Here is a 16,427-nt window from a genome sequence, read left to right as displayed (position 1 = left end):
GTACGGCATCGAGAGGAGAGCGCCATGCTGGACATCGCCGACGGACTGCACCGGTGGTGCCGGGAGGGACGCGACTTCGCCGTCGCCACGGTGACGGCGGTGAGCGGGAGCGCACCGAGGCAGCCGGGCGCCGCGCTGGCCGTGGACGCCTCCGGCGCCGCGCTCGGCAGCGTCTCCGGCGGCTGCGTGGAGGGCGCGGTCTACGAACTGTGCCGCACCGCGCTGGAGACCGGGGAACCCGTCACCGGGCGCTTCGGCCCCGCGGCCGGGGACGGCGGCCGGGACGGTGACGGCGACCCCTTCGCGCCCGGCCTGACCTGCGGCGGGGAGATCGAGGTCCTGGCCGTCCCGGTCACCGCCGGCGCCCCCGGCCGCGCCGTGGTGGCCGCCGCGCTGGAGGCCGCCGCCGCGGGCGGCGCCGCGGCCCTCGTCCGGGTCGTCCGCGGGCCGCGCGGGATGCTGGGCCGCGCCCTGCTGGTCCGCCCCGGCGGCGCGGCCGAGGGAACCCTCGGCGGCCCGCCGGAGCTGGACCGCACCGCGACGGCCGAGGCGCGCGCCCTGCTGGAGGCCGGCCGCACCGCCGCGGTCGGGACCGGCGCGGAGGGCGGGCGCTGCGGGGAGCCGGTCACCCTCCTGGTGGAGACCGCCGCGCCGCCGCCGCGCATGCTGGTCTTCGGCGCGGTCGACTTCGCGTCCGCCCTGGTCCGCGCCGGGGTCTTCCTCGGCCACCGCGTCACCGTCTGCGACGCCCGCCCGGTCTTCGCCACCCCCGCCCGCTTCCCGGAGGCGGACGAGGTCGTCGCCGACTGGCCGCACCGCTACCTGGACTCCCAGCGCCCGGACGCCCGCACGGCGATCTGCGTCCTGACCCACGACCCGAGGTTCGACGTGCCGCTGCTGGAGCGCGCCCTGCGCCTGCCGGTGGCGTACGTCGGCGCCATGGGCTCGCGCCGCACCCACGCCGACCGCCTCGCCCGGCTGCGCGAGGCCGGGCTGACCGACGCCGAACTGGCCCGGCTGCGCTCCCCCATCGGGCTGGACCTGGGCGCCCGCACCCCCGAGGAGACCGCCCTGTCCATCGCCGCCGAGATCGTCGCCGTCCGCCGGGGCGGCTCCGGCCTGCCGCTGGCCGCCACCGACTCTCCCATCCACCACGACGTCCACCACGGCGTCCACCACGGCGTCCACCACGGCGTTCATGGCGGCGCCGACCGGCGCCGCACCGCGCCGGCGCGGCCCTCCGGGGGGCGGTGACGCGGCCGGGGAGCGGGGGCCGGCCCGCCGACGGCGCCGGGCCCCGGCGGGCCGTCAGTCCCGCCGCTCCTCGAGCATGTCGGCCCAGCCGCTCTGGACCATCGTCTGGAAGCGCCAGACACCGCCCCGGCGCACCAGGATGTCGGCGTAGCGCATGCGGTGCTCCTCGCCGCCCGCCGTCATCACCGAGTCGGTGAACACCACGACGAGGGAGGGGGAGAGGAAGAACGGGGTGCGGGCCGACTCGAAGCGGACCTCTGCGCCGCCCTCCCCGCCCATCACCGCGTTCATCGTCGCGACGTAGCGCTCCCGGTCCCACTGGCCCGTCCAGCCGTCGCCGTCCGAGCCGTCGGTCACCAGGTTGAGCGGGAAGACCGCCATGTCGGCCATGCGCTCGACGTTCTCCGGGGTGGGCGAGGAGCTGTGCGCGTCGTAGGCGGCGAACCACTCCTGAAGGCTCCGCAGGTCCTCCTCGGTCGGGGTGTAGCCGGTCAGGGCCGCGGCGGTCTCGGTGTGCTGTAGCAAGGCTCCCCATTCATCAATTTTGACTACCGACGAGGACGATACTGCCCGCCGAGCTGCTAGTCAAACTTGATGAGAGGAATCCGGTCCACCGTCCCCCGCGGAGCGCGTCCGCCCGCGGGGCCCGCCGCGCCACCCCGGGGCCGCCGGTCCTCCGCGCGCCGGACGCGGCGCACGAGTCGGTGCGGATGGACGGCGGCCGGCGCGGGCACCCGCTTCCCCGACGGATCCCCACGTCCCCCACGGAGGCGGCATGAGCGAGACCGCGCACGACCCGGCACCGCACCCGGCACCGGACCCGGCGCCGCAGGGAACCGGCGGACCGGCCCGGAGCGACGGCGTCCCCAGGGCGCTGGCCGGCGTCGTCCTCGACGCGCCCGACCCCCGGGCCCTCGCCGCCTTCTACCGGCGGCTCCTGGGCTGGGAGACGGCCGAGGACGGACCCGACTGGGTGAGCCTGAAGGGACCGGGCGCCACCGGGCTCTCCTTCCAGACCGAGCCGGAGTACCGGCCGCCCACCTGGCCCGGCAGGAGCGACCGCCAGCAGATGATGCTCCACCTGGACTTCGAGGTCGACGACCTGGAGGCCGCCCACGAGCACGCCGTCGCGGCCGGCGCCGTCCTCGCCGACTTCCAGCCCCAGGACGACGTACGGGTCTACACCGACCCGGTCGGGCACGTGTTCTGCCTCTTCGTGCGGGAGTGAATCCCCCGCGCGCCGCGCGGGGGGTGGCCAGGAAGGGGGCGCGGAACGGACGATGGCTGCCCGCTCACCCGGACGAGGAGGACGCATGACGGCGACCGTCACCCCCACCGAGGCCTTCCGCGCGGCACGCGAGGTCCTGCTGCGGCACCGCGAGGACCTCGAGGCGGCCCGCGAGGAGTTCAGGTGGCCGGTGCTGGAGCACTTCAACTGGGCCCTGGACTGGTTCGACCCGATGGCCGACGGCAACGGGCGCACCGCCCTGCACATCGCCGAGGAGGACGGGAGCGAGCTGAGGGTCACCTTCGACGAGATGCGCACGCGCTCCGACCGGGTCGCCAACTGGCTGCGGGGCGTGGGCGTCTCGGCGGGGGACCGGATCGTGGTGATGCTCGGCAACCAGGTCGAGCTGTGGGAGACCCTGCTGGCCGCGATGAAGCTGCGCGCCGTCGTCATCCCCGCCACCCCGCTGCTGGGCCCGGCCGACCTGGCCGACCGCGTCGGGCGGGGGCGGGCCGCGCACGTGGTCGCACGGGCCGCGGACACCGGCAAGTTCGACGGCGTGCCCGGCGACTACACCCGCGTCGCCGTCGGCGAGGGGGGCGCGGCGCCGGGCTGGCTGCCGTACGGCGAGGCGTACGCGGCCCCCGCCTCCTTCGAGCCGGACGGACCCACCCGCGCCGGCGACACCCTGCTGCTGTACTTCACCTCCGGCACCACCGCCCGCCCCAAGCTGGTCGAGCACACCCACGTCTCGTACCCGGTCGGGCACCTGTCGACGATGTACTGGATCGGGCTGAAGCCCGGCGACGTCCACCTCAACATCTCCTCGCCGGGCTGGGCCAAGCACGCCTGGAGCAGCTTCTTCGCGCCCTGGTCCGCCGGGGCCACGGTCTTCGTGCACCCCTACACCCGCTTCGACGCCGTCCGGCTGATGGCGGAGATGGACCGGGTGGGCGTGGACACCTTCTGCGCCCCGCCGACGGTGTGGCGCATGCTCGTCCAGGCCGACCTGACCCGGCTGCGCACCCCGCCGCGCGAGGCCGTGGCGGCCGGGGAGCCGCTCAACCCCGAGGTGATCGAGCGGGTGCGCGAGGCGTGGGGCGTGACCGTGCGCGACGGCTTCGGCCAGACCGAGACCACCCTCCAGATCGGCAACTTCCCCGGGCAGCCGCTGAAGGCCGGCTCCATGGGCCACCCCGCCCCCGGCTACGCCGTCGAGCTGGTGGACCCGGTGACGGGGGAGGCCGGCCGCGACGAGGGCGAGATCTGCCTGGACCTGAGCAGGCGGCCCCTGGCGCTGATGGCCGGCTACCACGGCGACCCCGAGCGCACCGCCGAGGCGATGCGGGACGGCCACTACCGCACCGGCGACATCGGCGCGCGCGACGCGGACGGCCGCATCACCTACGTGGGGCGCGCCGACGACGTCTTCAAGGCGTCGGACTACAAGATCTCCCCGTTCGAGCTGGAGAGCGCGCTGCTGGAGCACGAGGCGGTGGCCGAGGCCGCCGTCGTGCCCTCGCCGGACCCGCTGCGGCTGGCCGTGCCCAAGGCATACGTCGTCCTCGCCGACGGCTGGGAGCCGGGACCGGAGACGGCCGAGGCGATCTTCGCGCACTCGCGCGCCGTCCTCGCGCCGTACAAGCGGGTGCGGATCATCGAGTTCGCCGAGCTGCCCAAGACCGTCTCCGGCAAGATCCGCCGCGTGGAACTGCGCGACCACGCGGCGCGCGCCGGCGAGGGCGGCACGGGCGCCGAGTACCGCGAGAACACCCGCTGACGGCCGCCCCTCCCGGCCCGTACGGGCGCGTCCGTCCGTCCGGGCCGGTGGTCAGCGCGGCCCGCCGGTGCGGAGCAGTTCGCCCGCCGCCTCGTTGACCGGCTGCGGAGTGCCCGTCAGGTCCAGGACGAACAGGGGGAGCCGGAGGCCGTCCGCGCGGTGGCGGGCCTCGCGGGTGTAGCCGGCCAGGGAGAAGCAGACGGCGACAGCCGACTCGTTGAGGCCGTGCAGCCACAGCGTCTCGACGGCGTCCGGCCCGGTCGGCGAGGTGGTGGGGTCCACCCGGGCCAGGACCTCGGGCCCGCGCAGGTCGACGCCCGGGGCGGGGTGGGTCTCGATCACGGGGCGCACCCGCTCGAAGCCCAGCCAGTCCAGGTAGAGCGCGGCGGCCGTCACCGCGTCCCGGGCGGTGCGGATGGCGACCGGCTGGAAGTCGGGCCGCTCGCGGGCCGCGGCCCGCGAGGCCGCGTCCCGCGGCACGGCGGCGGACGGGGGCTCCGCGGCCGGAGGGGCGCCGGCGGCGGGGGCATGGGCGAGGGGCAGCCGCAGCAGCGCGCCGCACGGGCAGCCCAGCTCCGGCCGGGGCCACTCGTCGTGCCGTCCGCAGGCCGCGCAGCGCAGCGTCAGCCAGGAGTCCGCCCAGACGCGGTGCGCGATCCGGACGGGGATGCCGCCGCGCAGCAGCGCGGGCGACACCGGGGCGCCGCAGCGGCACGGGTAGGCGGGCGGGATGTAGAGGTGCTCACGACGGCACACCGGGCACCGCACCGGCACGCTCTCCGCCATCTCGGCTCCAGTACGGGCAGTCGGGCCCGAGGGCCGCGGGACCAGGTTTCCGGGTGCCATGCTCCCCGATGCGCACGGCCGCTGGGAACGGTTCGGGGCGTCCGTGTCCTCCGCGCCGTCCCGGCGGCACGTTAGGTTGACACCGTGCGACTGAGAGTGGAGTTCACCACCGAGCCCTTCGACCTGGAGCGGACGCCTCCCCACGCGGTGGCCGCCCGCGAGACCGTCCGGAGCGCCGGGCTGGACGGCGTCGACGTCGGCCCGTTCGGCACCACCGCCGAGGGCGGCGCCGAGGAGGTGCTCGCCGCGGTGGACGCCGTACTGCGCCGGTCCCTCGAGGCCGGTGCCCGCCGGATCTCCCTCCAGGTCAACGTCACGGACGGCACGGACGTCACGGACGGGGAGGGCGCCTCGTGAGCGGGACGCCCGCGGCCGGGGCGGCCGGGAGCGGGGCGGACCGCCGGTTCGCCGAGGCGGTCAGGCCGCTGGTGGACGCCATCGGCGGCGAGCTGGTCGATCCCGGGCGGGCCGGGGAGGGCGACGTGGTGCTCTCCTGGGAGGGGCGGGAGGCGGTGGCCGTGCGGCTGCCGCACCTGGCCGACTCCCTGGACCGCATCCTCGACGACCTGCGGCGGCGGTACGGCATGCCCCTGTCGGAGCTGGACCGCAGGACCAAGCAGGCGGTGGTGCGCCGGCTGGAGCAGCGCGGCGCCTTCTCGGTGCGGCACGGGGTGGAGACGGTGGCCGGCGCGCTCGGGGTCAGCCGCTTCACCGTCTACAACTACCTGAACAGGGAGAACGCCGCGAACGAGCGGTCGTGACACGCATTCCTCAACAAACTGTTGACGCTGTGCGGCAGGGCTCCTAGCGTGCTCGTGTGACCCCCCTCACTCCGCCGGGGCTCGCCCGGCCCGACGCCGCCGACGACCGGCCCGCCGCCGAGGCGCCGGCCGCCCACCCGCCCACCGGCCGCCCGGCGGCGTCCGACGCCGTCTCGGCCCGGGAGCGGGGCGGGGTGCGCGAGGCGCGGCGGCGGGAGGTCGTCCGCGCCGAACCGGGCGGGACCGACCGCGTCCGGCCGACCCGCTTCGCCGGGGGAGACCGGTGACCCCCCGCCCCCGCTCGCGCGCGACCGTCTCCACCCACGTCCTCGACACCGCCGCCGGCCGTCCCGCCGCGGGCGTCGCCGTCGAACTGTCGGTGCGGGGGGCCGCCGGCGGGGACGGGGCGCCGTGGAGGGCGCACGGGGAGTCCGTCACCGACGCGGACGGGCGCTGCCGGGACCTCCCGGACCTGCCGGAGGACGCCGCGCACGCCAGGCTCCGCTTCGCGGTGGGGGGCTACCTCGAGCAGGGCCCCGGCGGGGCCTTCTTCCCCGAGGTGGCGACCGTCTTCGCCGTCCGGCCGGGCGAGCACCACCACGTACCGCTGCTGCTCAGCCCGTTCGGCTACTCCGTGTACCGAGGGAGCTAGCGATGCCCACCAGGCTCGGCCCGAACCAGTACGGCAAGGCGGAGAGCCGCCTGGTGCGGATCACCCGCGACGGCGGCACCCACCACATCAAGGACCTCTGCGTCTCCGTGGCCCTCTCCGGCGCCATGGAGGAGGTCCACCGCTCCGGCTCCAACGCCGGCCTCCTGCCGACCGACACGATGAAGAACACCGTGTACGCCTTCGCCCAGGAGCACGGCGTCCCCTCGGCCGAGGACTTCGTCGCCCTCCTGGCCCGCCACTTCGTGACCAGCCAGGAGGCGGTCCACCGGGCCCGCGTGCGCGTCGAGGAGTACGCCTGGGACCGGATCGCCGCGCCGGGCGCGGGCGCGCACTCCTTCGTCCGCCGGGGGCAGGAGACGCGCACCGCCCAGGTCACCCACGGGGAAGGGGGAGTGGAGGTGCTGTCCGGGCTGAGGGGGCTGACCGTGCTGAACTCCACCGGCTCGGAGTTCCACGGCTTCGTCAGGGACCGTTACACGACCCTGGAGGAGACGCGCGACCGCGTCCTGGCCACCTCGGTGACCGCCGTGTGGCGCCACTCCGGCACGGGGGGCGCGCCCGACTGGGACCGCTCCTACGCCGGGATCCGGGAGCGCCTGCTCCAGGCCTTCGCCGGGACGCACTCGTACTCGCTCCAGCAGACCCTCTACGCGATGGGCGAGCGGGCGGTCGAGGGCGGCGGGATCGAGGAGATCCGCCTCTCCCTGCCCAACCGGCACCACTTCCTGGTGGACCTGGAGCCCTTCGGGCTGGAGAACGGCACCGGGGAGGGCGCGGTGTACCTCGCGGCCGACCGCCCCTACGGCCTCATCGAGGCCACCGTCCTGCGCGACGGCGCCGAGGCGCGCATACCCGCCGACCTGACGAGCCCCTGAGCGGTCCGCGGAGGTCCGCGCGGGGACGTTCGCGACACCACCGGGGAAGGTACGAGGAACCCATGGCAGCACAGCGCACCGTCATCGAGAACTGCGCCATCGCCACGGTGGACGCGGACGGCACCGAGTACGCCTCGGGCCATGTCGTCGTGGCCGGGGAGACCGTCGAGGCGGTGGGGGAGGGACCGGCCCCCGCGGGCCTGGCGGACGTGGTCCGCCGGGTGGACGGCACCGGCCACCTGGCCACCCCGGGCCTGGTCAACACCCACCACCACTTCTACCAGTGGCTCACCCGCGGGCTCGCCCAGGACTCCGGCCTCTTCGACTGGCTGGTCGCCCTCTACCCCACCTGGGCGCGTATCGACGAGGACATGGTGTACGCCGCCGCCCGCGCGTCCCTGGCGATGATGGCCCGCGGCGGGGTCACGACCGCCGCCGACCACCACTACCTCTTCCCGCGCGGCGCGGGCGACCTGCTGGGCGCCGGGATCCGCGCGGCCCGCGAGACGGGCGTGCGCCTCACCGCCGCGCGCGGCTCGATGGACCTGGGGACGTCCGAGGGCGGGCTGCCGCCGGACTTCGCCGTGGAGTCCACCGAGGAGGCGCTGGCCGCCACCGAGCGGGCGGTCGAGGAGCACCACGACCCCTCCTTCGGGTCGATGCTGCACATAGCGGTCGCCCCCTGCTCGCCCTTCTCCGTCACCACCGGGCTGATGCGCGAGGCCGCCGTCCTGGCCCGCCGCCTGGGGGTGCGGCTGCACACCCACGGCTCGGAGACGGTGGAGGAGGAGAAGTTCTGCCACGAGCGCTTCGGCATGAGCCCCACCGACTACTTCGAGTCCACCGGCTGGCTGGGCGAGGACGTGTGGATGGCGCACTGCGTCCACATGGACGACGCCGACATCGCCGCCTTCGCCCGCACCGGCACGGGCGTGGCCCACTGCCCGTCCTCCAACGCCCGCCTGGCCGCCGGGATCGCCCGCGTCCCCGACCTGCTCGCCGCCGGGGCGCCGGTGGGGCTCGGGGTGGACGGCGCCGCCTCCAACGAGTCCGGCGAACTCCACACCGAACTGCGGGCCGCCCTGCTCGTCAGCCGCCTCGGGCCCGGCAGGGAGAGGGCGCTGACGGTCCGCCAGGCGCTGCGCCTGGGCACGTACGGCGGCGCACGGGTGCTGGGGCGGGCCGACGAGATCGGCTCGCTGGAGCCGGGCAAGCTCGCCGACCTGGTGCTGTGGCGGCTCGACGGGCTCGGGCACTCCACGATCGCCGACCCGGTGGCCGCGCTCGTCCTCGGCGCGCCCGCGCCCGTCACGCTGTCGCTGGTGGGAGGCCGTCCGGTCGTCGAGGACGGACGGCTGACCGGTGTCGACGAGGAAGCCGTCGCGCGCGACGCCCGCGACCAGGCCCGCCGGCTGGCCCGTGCCGCGGCGCAGGGGCAGGGGTAGGGCGGCGGCGGAGGACGGCCGGCGGGCCGGTGGAGGGCCGGTGGAGGCAGGCGACCGGAGGATCGACTTCCGGTCATCTTCCCCCGAGCGTTCCCGGCCGCCCCGGCCCGTCCGCCGTCCGATGCCCGCCGTCTGCCGTCCGCCGTTCGTCGGTCAGTCCAGCAGCTCGTACGCCGGCAGGGTCAGGAACTCCACGTAGTCCTCGTCCAGCGCCACCCGCAGCAGCAGGTCGTGGGCCTGCTGCCACCGGCCCGCCGCGTACGCCTCGTCGCCCAGCTCCGCGCGGATGCCCGCCAGGTCCTCGGCGGCCAGGGACCGGACCAGTCCGGGCGTCACCTTCTCCCCGGTGTCCAGCACCACGCCCGCGTGGACCCACTGCCAGATCTGCGAGCGGGAGATCTCGGCGGTGGCGGCGTCCTCCATCAGGCCGAAGATCGCCACGGCGCCCAGGCCGCGCAGCCACGCCTCGATGTAGCGGATGCCCACCCGGACGGCGCCCACCAGCCCCTCGCGGGTGGGCCCGGCCTCCAGGGAGTCGACGGCGATCAGGTCGGCCGCGGTGACGCGCACGTCCTCGCGCAGCCGGTCCTTCTGGTGGGGCCGGGCGCCGAGCACCGCGTCGAAGGACTCCCGGGCGACGGGCACCAGGTCGGGGTGGGCGACCCAGGAGCCGTCGAAGCCGTCGTTCGCCTCGCGGTCCTTGTCGGCCCGGACCCTGGCGAGGGCCCGCTCGTTGGCCTCGGGGTCGCGGCGGTCGGGGATGAACGCCGCCATGCCGCCGATGGCGTGGGCGCCGCGCCGGTGGCAGGTGCGCACCAGCAGCTCGGTGTAGGCGCGCATGAAGGGCGCGGTCATGGTCACCGCGTTGCGGTCGGGCAGCACGAACCGCTCGCCGGCGTCACGGAAGTTCTTGACGATGGAGAACAGGTAGTCCCAGCGGCCCGCGTTGAGCCCGGAGGCGTGGTCGCGCAGTTCGTAGAGGATCTCCTCCATCTCGTACGCGGCCGTGATCGTCTCGATCAGCACGGTGGCGCGGACGCTGCCCCGCGGGACGCCGCAGTGGTCCTGGGCGAAGACGAAGACGTCGTTCCACAGCCGCGCCTCCAGGTGCGACTCCAGTTTGGGCAGGTAGAAGTACGGCCCCCTGCCCGTCTCCAGCAGCCGGCGGGCGTTGTGGAAGAAGTACAGGCCGAAGTCGACCAGCGCACCGGGCACGGCGCGGTCGCCGACCCGCAGCCGGCGCTCGTCCAGGTGCCAGCCGCGCGGCCGGACCACGACGGTGGCCAGCTCCTCGTCGGGCTTCAGCGCGTACGTCTTCCCCGCGGGGGAGGTGAAGTCGATGCGGCGCTCGAAGGCGTCGATCAGGTTGATCTGACCGCCGATCACGTTCTCCCAGGTGGGAGCGGAGGCGTCCTCGAAGTCGGCGAGCCAGACGCGGGCGCCGGAGTTGAGGGCGTTGACCGTCATCTTGCGGTCGGTCGGACCGGTGATCTCCACCCGGCGGTCCTGGAGGGCCTCGGGGGCCGGCGCCACCCGCCAGTCGCCCTCGCGGACGTGGGCGGTCTCGGGCAGGAAGTCCAGGGTGGCGGTGCGGGCGAGTTCGGCACGGCGCTCGGCGCGGCGGGCCAGCAGTTCGTCACGGCGCGGGGTGAACCGCCGGTGCAGCTCGGCGACGAAGGCGAGGGCGGCCTCGGTGAGGATCTCCCCCTGGCGCTCCGGCGCCCGGGCGGGATCGACGCCGGTGACGACGGCGGGCGGGGGCTGCGCTGCTGCGGACACGGGCTGTCACTCCTTCGTCGGGGCGGCGCACGGGCCGCCGCCCCTGCGGCCGCCACGGCCACCGGCACGGCTCGTCAGTGGAGAGTAGTTTCCTCATCGTGGAAGCTCAATGCCCACCACGCCCCGCGGCGGCCGGGGCTCACTCCAGCAGCGCCAGGTCGCCGGGGGTGTCGATGTCGGCCGGGTCGGCGATGTCGCCGCACTCGACGAGCACCAGGGAGCCGGAGTGCTCCCGCAGGTGGGAGCGGGCGCCCCGGTCGCCCACCGCACTCCCGGCGACCGCCCGCCAGTGGCCGGAGCCGAGCAGGACCGGATGGCCGCGCCGCCCGCCGTACGCCGCCGCGGCCAGCTCCGCGCCCGCCTCGTACGCCGCCCGCAGCCGGGCCACCGCCGCCGCGCCGATCCCCGGCTGGTCGACGAGCGAGACCACCGCCGCCCGGGCGCCGGTGCCGGCCAGCGCCGCCAGGCCGGTGCGCAGCGACGACCCCATGCCCTCCTCCCAGCGGGGGTTGTCGAGCAGGACGCAGCCGGGCAGGCCGGCCCGCGCCCGCACCTCGGCCGCGCCCGCCCCCAGCACCACGTGGACCGGGGCGCAGCCGCCCTCCCGCAGCGCCCGGGCGGCGTGCTCGACCAGCGGACGGCCGCGGTGGGGGAGCAGCGCCTTGGGGCGCCCGCCCAGCCGCCGCCCGCCGCCCGCCGCGAGGAGCAGCCCGGCGACGGGGCCGGGGTGCGGGCCGGTGGACGCCATGGGTGTCCTCTGCCCGGGAAAGGGGGCGGGAACGCCGATCCGGTGGCCTGAATCGCGCCCTGGATTTCGCCCTCCGTATAGCGCGATGTGCGGAGAGTGGCGTTTACTGTGCGAACCCCTTCCGGCCGGACGGTGCGGGAGGGCGGATCCGCGGCGCGGAGACCCGGTGGAGACGGGCTCCGGCGGCGGGACGGCGGACCCGCACCACCGGATCGGCAGCGGAACGACGGCGCCGGGAGCACCGCCGCCGGGAACGACGCGAGCGCTACGAGCGGCACGAACAGCACGAACGAGTACGGAACAGCACGAACGGCACGAGCGGCAAGAACGGCACGAACGACAAGAACACAGCATCCGTGTGGGGGGAGCTGCGTTGCGAAAGGAAGCGGTAGGGCGTCGGACGGTCGTGCACGGCCAGGACGACCCGAGGGTCATCGCGCTGCACCGGTCCGTGACCCGGTTACGCCGGGAACTCGCCGGTTATCGTGCGCAGTTGGCGGACCGGCAGATAGCCGAGGACGAACTGGCCGCCGTGGACGCCGCGCTGGGCGCGGGCGCTCCCGAGGTCGTCCGGCTGCGCCACTCGTTGCTCCTGATCGCGGGAGCGATCGGTTCGGTGAGCGCGTTGGCCGAGGCGCTGGCGGAGGTGCGCAACGCCGTCGAGCTGTTCGGCAGGCCGTCGCCCTGACCACGCCGCCGCGCGGCGGCGCGGTCAGGGTGTACGGGGCGCACGGGAGCGCACGGAGGCGTGCGCCGGACGGCGCGGCGGCCGGGCGAGGACTACGGGTGCGCCGGGCGATGTCCGGCCAGCGCCTCCGAGAGGTCCCGCGCGACCTCCTTCAGCAGCGGGACGAACGCGTCCCGGGCGGCGTCCGTCAGGCGGCCCGCCGGCCCCGAGACGGAGACGGCGGTGTCCGTCGGCGCGCCGGGCACCGGCACGGCGATGCAGCGCACCCCGATCTCCTGCTCGTTGTCGTCCACGGCGTACCCGCTCTCGCGCACCCGCTGGAGGGCCTTGAGGAAGTCGTCGGGCGAGGTGATGGTCTTCTCGGTGGCCGCCGGCATGCCGGTGCGCGCCAGCAGCTCCCGCACCTCCTCGTCCGCGTGGTGCGCCAGCAGCGCCTTGCCCACCCCGGTGGAGTGCGGCAGCACCCGGCGGCCGACCTCGGTGAACATCCGCATCGAGTGCCGGGAGGGCGCCTGCGCGACGTACACCACCTCGTCCCCGTCCAGCAGCGCCATGTTCGCGGTCTCGCCGGTCTCCTCCGCCAGCCGCGCCAGATGGGGCCGGGCCCAGGCGCCCAGCAGCCGCGAGGCGCTCTCGCCCAGCCGGATGAGGCGGGGGCCCAGCGCATAGCGGCGGCTGGGCTGCTGGCGGACGTAGCCGCAGGCCACCAGCGTGCGCATCAGCCGGTGGATGGTCGGCAGCGGCAGGCCGCTGCTGCCCGCCAGCTCGCTCAGCCCGAGCTCGCCCCCGGCGTCGGCCAGCCGCTCCAGCAGGTCGAAGGCGCGCTCCAGGGACTGGACGCCGCCGCTCGCGGAGGGGGAGGGGGCGGAGGGCCGGTGCTCGGCGGACGGCGGCACGTCGCGATCCTTTCGGGTCGGGTCAGGCGCAGCCTACCGGCCCCCTCCGGCCGCGAACCCGGCCGCGGCGGGGCGTTCCGGCCGGTCAGAGGGGCGGGCGGGGGAGGCGGGCCTGACGGGCGCCGACGCGGGGAGCGGCGGAAGGAGGGTGCCGGGTGACCGCCGTCCCGTCCGGCACGGAGCCGGTGCCGCGCTCCACCCGCGCCGTCACCCCCGAGGGCGTCCGCCCCGCGTCCGTCGCCGTCGCGGGCGGCGCGATCGCGGCCGTCCCGCCGTACGCGGCCGGGGTGCCGGACGGGGTGCGGCCGGAGGACGTCGGCGGCGACGCGCTGCTGCCCGGCCTCGCCGGCGCCCACGTCCACGTCGACGACCCCGGCCGGGCCGGGCGGGAGGGCTTCGCCACCGCCACCCGGGCCGCCGCGGCCGGGGGCGTCACCACCGTGCTGGACGTGCCGCTCAACGGCGTCCCGCCGACACCACCCCCGCGAACCCGGCCGTCGGACGCGAGGCCGCCCGCGGCCGGGTCCACATCGACGCCGGCTCCCGGAGGCGGCGCGGTCCCCGCCAGCGCCGGGCGGCCGCGTCCGCTGCACGAGGCCGGGGTCCTCGGCTTCAAGCGCATCCTGTCGCCGTCCGGCGTCCCGGAGTTCCCCGAACCGGACGACGCGGGGTGGGGGCGGCCGTACGCGGGACCGCGGGCTTCGACGGTCCGCTGACCGGCACGCCGAGGACCCCGGCACCTGCGCCCCCGCCCCGCGCGGCCCCCGCTGCGCCGACTTCCTCGCCTCCCGCCCGCGCGCCGCCGCGGACCGGCCCCACCCCTCGGGCGACGACCACGGCCGGGCGCCGGCCGGCCCGGTGCGCCCGGCCCGGTGCGCGGCCCGGTGGTGGACGCCGTCCACTTCCGCGGCGACCACCCCGGGCAGGTGCCGGTCGAGGCCGCCTGCCCGCCGGGACGACCGGGTGGACCGAGCCGGCGCCGCGCACGGAGGCCGGCGGCCACGCCGCCAACGGCTTCCCCGTGGCCTGCGGGAGGCGCTTCACCCACCTGCGGCTGCGGCAGTACCCCGGCGGCGTCGCCCGGCTGCGGCTGTACGGCTCCCCCACCGGGGAGGGCCCGCGGCGCGCGGCCGCCCGCCACCGCGAACCGGACACCGGTCACCTGGCCGGATAGCGGTGTCGCACCGGCACCCCGGCTGGCATCATCGGTGACGGACACTCAGGGGCGGGCCGGACAGGGGGAGGCGCGGCGGATGGGCGCGGACGGGCGGACGGGCGAGCGGGCACCGGTCGATCTGGCATCCCTGGGCGAGGACTTCGCCCGCGATCCGTACTCCGTCTACGCCGGACTGCGCGCCCGCGGTCCGGTGCACCGGGTGCGGATGCCCGAGGGCGCCGAGGCGTGGCTGGTCGTCGGGTACGAGGAGGCGCGCGCCGTCCTCGCCGACCCGCGCCTGTCCAAGGACTGGGGCAACGCCTCGCCCGCCCTGCCGCTGGGCCCCCAGGCGTCCGGGATCAGCATGCTCAGCACCGACCCGCCGGACCACACCCGGCTGCGCAAGCTCGTCGCCCGCGAGTTCACCGCACGGCGCGTGGAGGCCCTGGAGCCGCGCGTGCGGGAGATCGCCGACGGGCTGCTGGACACCATGCTGAAGGAGCCCGGCCGGCGGGCCGACCTGGTGGACGCCTACGCCTTCCCGCTGCCCATCACGGTCATCTGCGAGCTGCTGGGCGTGCCGTCCCTGGACCGGGACTCCTTCCGCGCCTGGTCGGGCATCGCCGTCGGGAACGCGGGCCTCGAGGAGAAGCGGGCCGCCAAGGAGGCCATCACCGGCTACCTCACCGGACTCCTGGCGGAGAAGCGCCGGCAGCCGGGCGAGGACCTGCTGAGCGCCCTGCTGCACACCGCCGACGAGGACGGCGACCGGCTGTCCGCCGACGAACTGCTCGGCATGGCCTGGCTGCTGCTCGTCGCGGGCCACGAGACCACCGTCAACCTGATCGCCAACGGCACCCTCGCCCTGCTCACCCACCCCGAGCAGCTCGCGCTGCTGCGCTCCGACCCGTCCCTGACGGAGGGCGCGGTCGAGGAGATGCTGCGCTACGACGGACCGGTCGAGACGCCCACCTACCGCTTCACCGTCGAGCCCTTCGAGATCGGCGGGACGGTGATCCCCGGCGGCGGCGAACTGGTGCTGGCCGCCATCGCCGACGCCGACCGCGACCCGGAGCGCTTCGCGGAGCCGGAGCGCTTCGACATCCGCCGCGGGCCCCGGGGCCACCTCGCCTTCGGACACGGCATCCACCACTGCCTGGGCGCCCCGCTGGCGCGGCTGGAGGGCCGCGTCGCCGTCCGCGCGCTACTGGACCGCTGCCCGGACCTGGCCCTCGACATCCACCCCGCGGCCGTCTCCTGGCGGCAGGGCATGCTCATCCGCGGCCCGCACCGCCTGCCGGTGCGCTTCTAGCGGTTCCGGACGCCGGAGACGACGGCCGTCCGCCCGTTGTCCGGACAACCTGACCTCCTGACTTCCTGACTTCCTGTCAAAGCGGCGCGGCGGCTAGGCTCGCCCCCGTGGCGAAGAACGATCCGGCGGACCTCGGGTTCAGCGTGGACCGCGGCAGCCCCGTCCCGCTGTACTTCCAGCTCTCCCAGCAGCTTCAGAGAGCGATCGAGCAGGGCGTACTCGCCCCCGGGAGCCTGCTCGGCAACGAGATCCAGCTGGCCGGGCGGCTCGGTCTGTCCCGCCCCACCGTCCGGCAGGCCATCCAGACCCTGGTGGACAAGGGCCTGCTGGTGCGCCGCCGCGGCATCGGCACCCAGGTCGTGCACAGCCGGGCCGGCCGCCCGCCGGAGCCGAGCAGCCTCTACGACGACCTGGAGGCGGCCGGCCGGGCCCCCGGCACCCGGGTCCTGAGGCTGGAGACCGTGGAGGCGACCGCGGAGGTCGCCGCCGCCCTCGGCATCGCCGAGGGAGCGCCGGTGCGCCGGGTGGAGCGGCTGCGCTCCACCCACGGCGAACCGATGGCCCACCTGTGCAACCACCTCCCCGTCGGCCTGATCGGGACCGACGGCGCCGCGCTGGAGAGCACCGGCCTGTACCGGCTGATGCGCTCGGCCGGGATCATCCTCCACAGCGCCCGGCAGACGATCGGGGCGAAGGCCGCCACCGCCGAGGAGGGCGAACTGCTCGGCGAGCCGGAGGGCGCACCGCTGCTGACCATGGAGCGCACGGCCTTCGACGACACCGGGCGGGCCGTGGAGCACGGCCGCCACCTCTACCGCGCCTCCCGCTACGCCTTCGACTTCCAGCTCCTCGTCCGGTCCTGACCCCCGGCGCCCTCCCCGGCCGCGCCTGCGCGGAACCTCCCCCCGCACCCCTCCTCCCCGCGCGAGCTGCGGTGACGGATACTTGTGCGGCCGGGGCCGGACACCGTCCGCGCCCCGGCGGCA

Annotated in this window: 19 protein-coding genes; 14 read left to right on the top strand and 5 right to left on the bottom strand. The window is 76.2% G+C overall.

Annotated features, from left to right (window positions below):
- Positions 1 to 24: 24 nt before the first annotated feature.
- A complete protein-coding gene (locus QC029_RS08750) occupies positions 25 to 1,254 on the top strand; it encodes an XdhC family protein (RefSeq protein ID WP_279554927.1) in 1,230 nt (409 codons plus the stop codon).
- 54 nt (positions 1,255 to 1,308) lie between these two features.
- Here QC029_RS08750 and QC029_RS08745 read toward each other — a convergent pair whose 3' ends face one another.
- The gene (locus QC029_RS08745) at positions 1,309 to 1,779 is read right to left on the bottom strand and encodes a nuclear transport factor 2 family protein (protein WP_279554926.1); all 471 of its coding nucleotides are present in this window, start codon (positions 1,777 to 1,779) and stop codon (positions 1,309 to 1,311) included.
- Between the two features lie 250 nt (positions 1,780 to 2,029).
- Between QC029_RS08745 and QC029_RS08740 the strand changes: the two genes are divergently transcribed.
- Both QC029_RS08740 and QC029_RS08735 read left to right on the top strand, forming a co-directional pair.
- Positions 2,030 to 2,482 carry a VOC family protein gene (locus QC029_RS08740; protein WP_279554925.1) on the top strand — a complete coding sequence of 151 codons (453 nt, stop codon included), beginning with the start codon at positions 2,030 to 2,032 and terminating at the stop codon, positions 2,480 to 2,482.
- Positions 2,483 to 2,567: 85 nt separating this feature from the next.
- A complete protein-coding gene (locus tag QC029_RS08735; protein WP_279554924.1) occupies positions 2,568 to 4,262 on the top strand; it encodes an AMP-binding protein in 1,695 nt (564 codons plus the stop codon).
- Between the two features lie 51 nt (positions 4,263 to 4,313).
- Here QC029_RS08735 and QC029_RS08730 read toward each other — a convergent pair whose 3' ends face one another.
- Complete coding sequence (locus QC029_RS08730; RefSeq protein WP_279554923.1) at positions 4,314 to 5,048, bottom strand: hypothetical protein; 735 nt, start codon at positions 5,046 to 5,048, stop codon at positions 4,314 to 4,316.
- 144 nt (positions 5,049 to 5,192) lie between these two features.
- Here QC029_RS08730 and QC029_RS08725 point away from each other — a divergent pair, with 144 nt between their 5' ends.
- The 6 genes from QC029_RS08725 to QC029_RS08700 all read left to right on the top strand — a co-directional run bounded on the left by QC029_RS08725 (position 5,193) and on the right by QC029_RS08700 (position 8,862).
- Entirely contained in the window at positions 5,193 to 5,465 is a 273-nt protein-coding gene (locus QC029_RS08725; protein WP_279554922.1) for a thiamine-binding protein, read from the top strand.
- The gene (locus QC029_RS08720; RefSeq protein WP_279554921.1) at positions 5,462 to 5,869 is read left to right on the top strand and encodes a helix-turn-helix domain-containing protein; all 408 of its coding nucleotides are present in this window, start codon (positions 5,462 to 5,464) and stop codon (positions 5,867 to 5,869) included. The genes QC029_RS08725 and QC029_RS08720 overlap by 4 nt, the downstream gene beginning before the upstream one ends.
- A 56-nt stretch (positions 5,870 to 5,925) precedes the next feature.
- Entirely contained in the window at positions 5,926 to 6,156 is a 231-nt protein-coding gene (locus QC029_RS08715) for a hypothetical protein (RefSeq protein ID WP_279554920.1), read from the top strand.
- Positions 6,153 to 6,521, top strand: coding sequence for a hydroxyisourate hydrolase (uraH, locus tag QC029_RS08710; protein WP_279554919.1), 369 nt, complete (start codon positions 6,153 to 6,155; stop codon positions 6,519 to 6,521). Before QC029_RS08715 ends, uraH begins: the two co-directional genes overlap by 4 nt.
- A gap of 2 nt (positions 6,522 to 6,523) precedes the next feature.
- Positions 6,524 to 7,417 carry a factor-independent urate hydroxylase gene (gene pucL, locus QC029_RS08705; RefSeq protein ID WP_279554918.1) on the top strand — a complete coding sequence of 298 codons (894 nt, stop codon included), beginning with the start codon at positions 6,524 to 6,526 and terminating at the stop codon, positions 7,415 to 7,417.
- Positions 7,418 to 7,479: 62 nt separating this feature from the next.
- Complete coding sequence (locus QC029_RS08700; protein WP_279554917.1) at positions 7,480 to 8,862, top strand: 8-oxoguanine deaminase; 1,383 nt, start codon at positions 7,480 to 7,482, stop codon at positions 8,860 to 8,862.
- 153 nt (positions 8,863 to 9,015) lie between these two features.
- On the opposite strand, the gene aceB is transcribed toward QC029_RS08700, so the two are convergent.
- Both aceB and QC029_RS08690 read right to left on the bottom strand, forming a co-directional pair.
- On the bottom strand, positions 9,016 to 10,641 hold the full coding sequence (aceB, locus tag QC029_RS08695; protein WP_279554916.1) for a malate synthase A: 1,626 nt from the start codon (positions 10,639 to 10,641) through the stop codon (positions 9,016 to 9,018).
- Between the two features lie 139 nt (positions 10,642 to 10,780).
- A complete protein-coding gene (locus QC029_RS08690; protein WP_279554915.1) occupies positions 10,781 to 11,389 on the bottom strand; it encodes a nucleotidyltransferase family protein in 609 nt (202 codons plus the stop codon).
- Positions 11,390 to 11,795: 406 nt separating this feature from the next.
- Between QC029_RS08690 and QC029_RS08685 the strand changes: the two genes are divergently transcribed.
- A complete protein-coding gene (locus tag QC029_RS08685; RefSeq protein ID WP_279554914.1) occupies positions 11,796 to 12,077 on the top strand; it encodes a DUF5955 family protein in 282 nt (93 codons plus the stop codon).
- Positions 12,078 to 12,169: 92 nt separating this feature from the next.
- Here the strand turns inward: QC029_RS08685 and QC029_RS08680 are convergent, their stop codons facing one another.
- The gene (locus tag QC029_RS08680) at positions 12,170 to 12,973 is read right to left on the bottom strand and encodes an IclR family transcriptional regulator (protein WP_279554913.1); all 804 of its coding nucleotides are present in this window, start codon (positions 12,971 to 12,973) and stop codon (positions 12,170 to 12,172) included.
- 155 nt (positions 12,974 to 13,128) lie between these two features.
- Here QC029_RS08680 and QC029_RS08675 point away from each other — a divergent pair, with 155 nt between their 5' ends.
- The 4 genes from QC029_RS08675 to QC029_RS08660 all read left to right on the top strand — a co-directional run bounded on the left by QC029_RS08675 (position 13,129) and on the right by QC029_RS08660 (position 16,304).
- Positions 13,129 to 13,689 carry an amidohydrolase family protein gene (locus QC029_RS08675; protein ID WP_279554912.1) on the top strand — a complete coding sequence of 187 codons (561 nt, stop codon included), beginning with the start codon at positions 13,129 to 13,131 and terminating at the stop codon, positions 13,687 to 13,689.
- Positions 13,644 to 14,147: a hypothetical protein gene (locus QC029_RS31080; protein ID WP_336621568.1), complete on the top strand. Its 504-nt coding sequence runs from the start codon at positions 13,644 to 13,646 to the stop codon at positions 14,145 to 14,147. Before QC029_RS08675 ends, QC029_RS31080 begins: the two co-directional genes overlap by 46 nt.
- A gap of 79 nt (positions 14,148 to 14,226) precedes the next feature.
- Positions 14,227 to 15,441: a cytochrome P450 gene (locus QC029_RS08665; RefSeq protein WP_279554994.1), complete on the top strand. Its 1,215-nt coding sequence runs from the start codon at positions 14,227 to 14,229 to the stop codon at positions 15,439 to 15,441.
- 107 nt (positions 15,442 to 15,548) lie between these two features.
- A complete protein-coding gene (locus QC029_RS08660) occupies positions 15,549 to 16,304 on the top strand; it encodes a GntR family transcriptional regulator (protein WP_279554911.1) in 756 nt (251 codons plus the stop codon).
- Positions 16,305 to 16,427: the final 123 nt, after the last annotated feature.

This window comes from Streptomyces sp. DH37 (genome assembly GCF_029813835.1).
Lineage (GTDB): Bacteria > Actinomycetota > Actinomycetes > Streptomycetales > Streptomycetaceae > Streptomyces.
The sequence above is the reverse complement of the archived record's forward strand: the minus strand, read 5'-3'. Positions and strand labels throughout refer to the sequence as shown.

Coding starts and splice junctions, on each gene's coding strand:
- QC029_RS08750 (WP_279554927.1), top strand. CDS start 25: ATGCTGGACATCGCCGACGGACTGCACCGGTGGTGCCGGGAGGGACGC.
- QC029_RS08740 (WP_279554925.1), top strand. CDS start 2,030: ATGAGCGAGACCGCGCACGACCCGGCACCGCACCCGGCACCGGACCCG.
- QC029_RS08735 (WP_279554924.1), top strand. CDS start 2,568: ATGACGGCGACCGTCACCCCCACCGAGGCCTTCCGCGCGGCACGCGAG.
- QC029_RS08730 (WP_279554923.1), bottom strand. CDS start 5,048: ATGGCGGAGAGCGTGCCGGTGCGGTGCCCGGTGTGCCGTCGTGAGCAC.
- pucL (WP_279554918.1), top strand. CDS start 6,524: ATGCCCACCAGGCTCGGCCCGAACCAGTACGGCAAGGCGGAGAGCCGC.
- QC029_RS08700 (WP_279554917.1), top strand. CDS start 7,480: ATGGCAGCACAGCGCACCGTCATCGAGAACTGCGCCATCGCCACGGTG.
- QC029_RS08690 (WP_279554915.1), bottom strand. CDS start 11,389: ATGGCGTCCACCGGCCCGCACCCCGGCCCCGTCGCCGGGCTGCTCCTC.
- QC029_RS08665 (WP_279554994.1), top strand. CDS start 14,227: ATGGGCGCGGACGGGCGGACGGGCGAGCGGGCACCGGTCGATCTGGCA.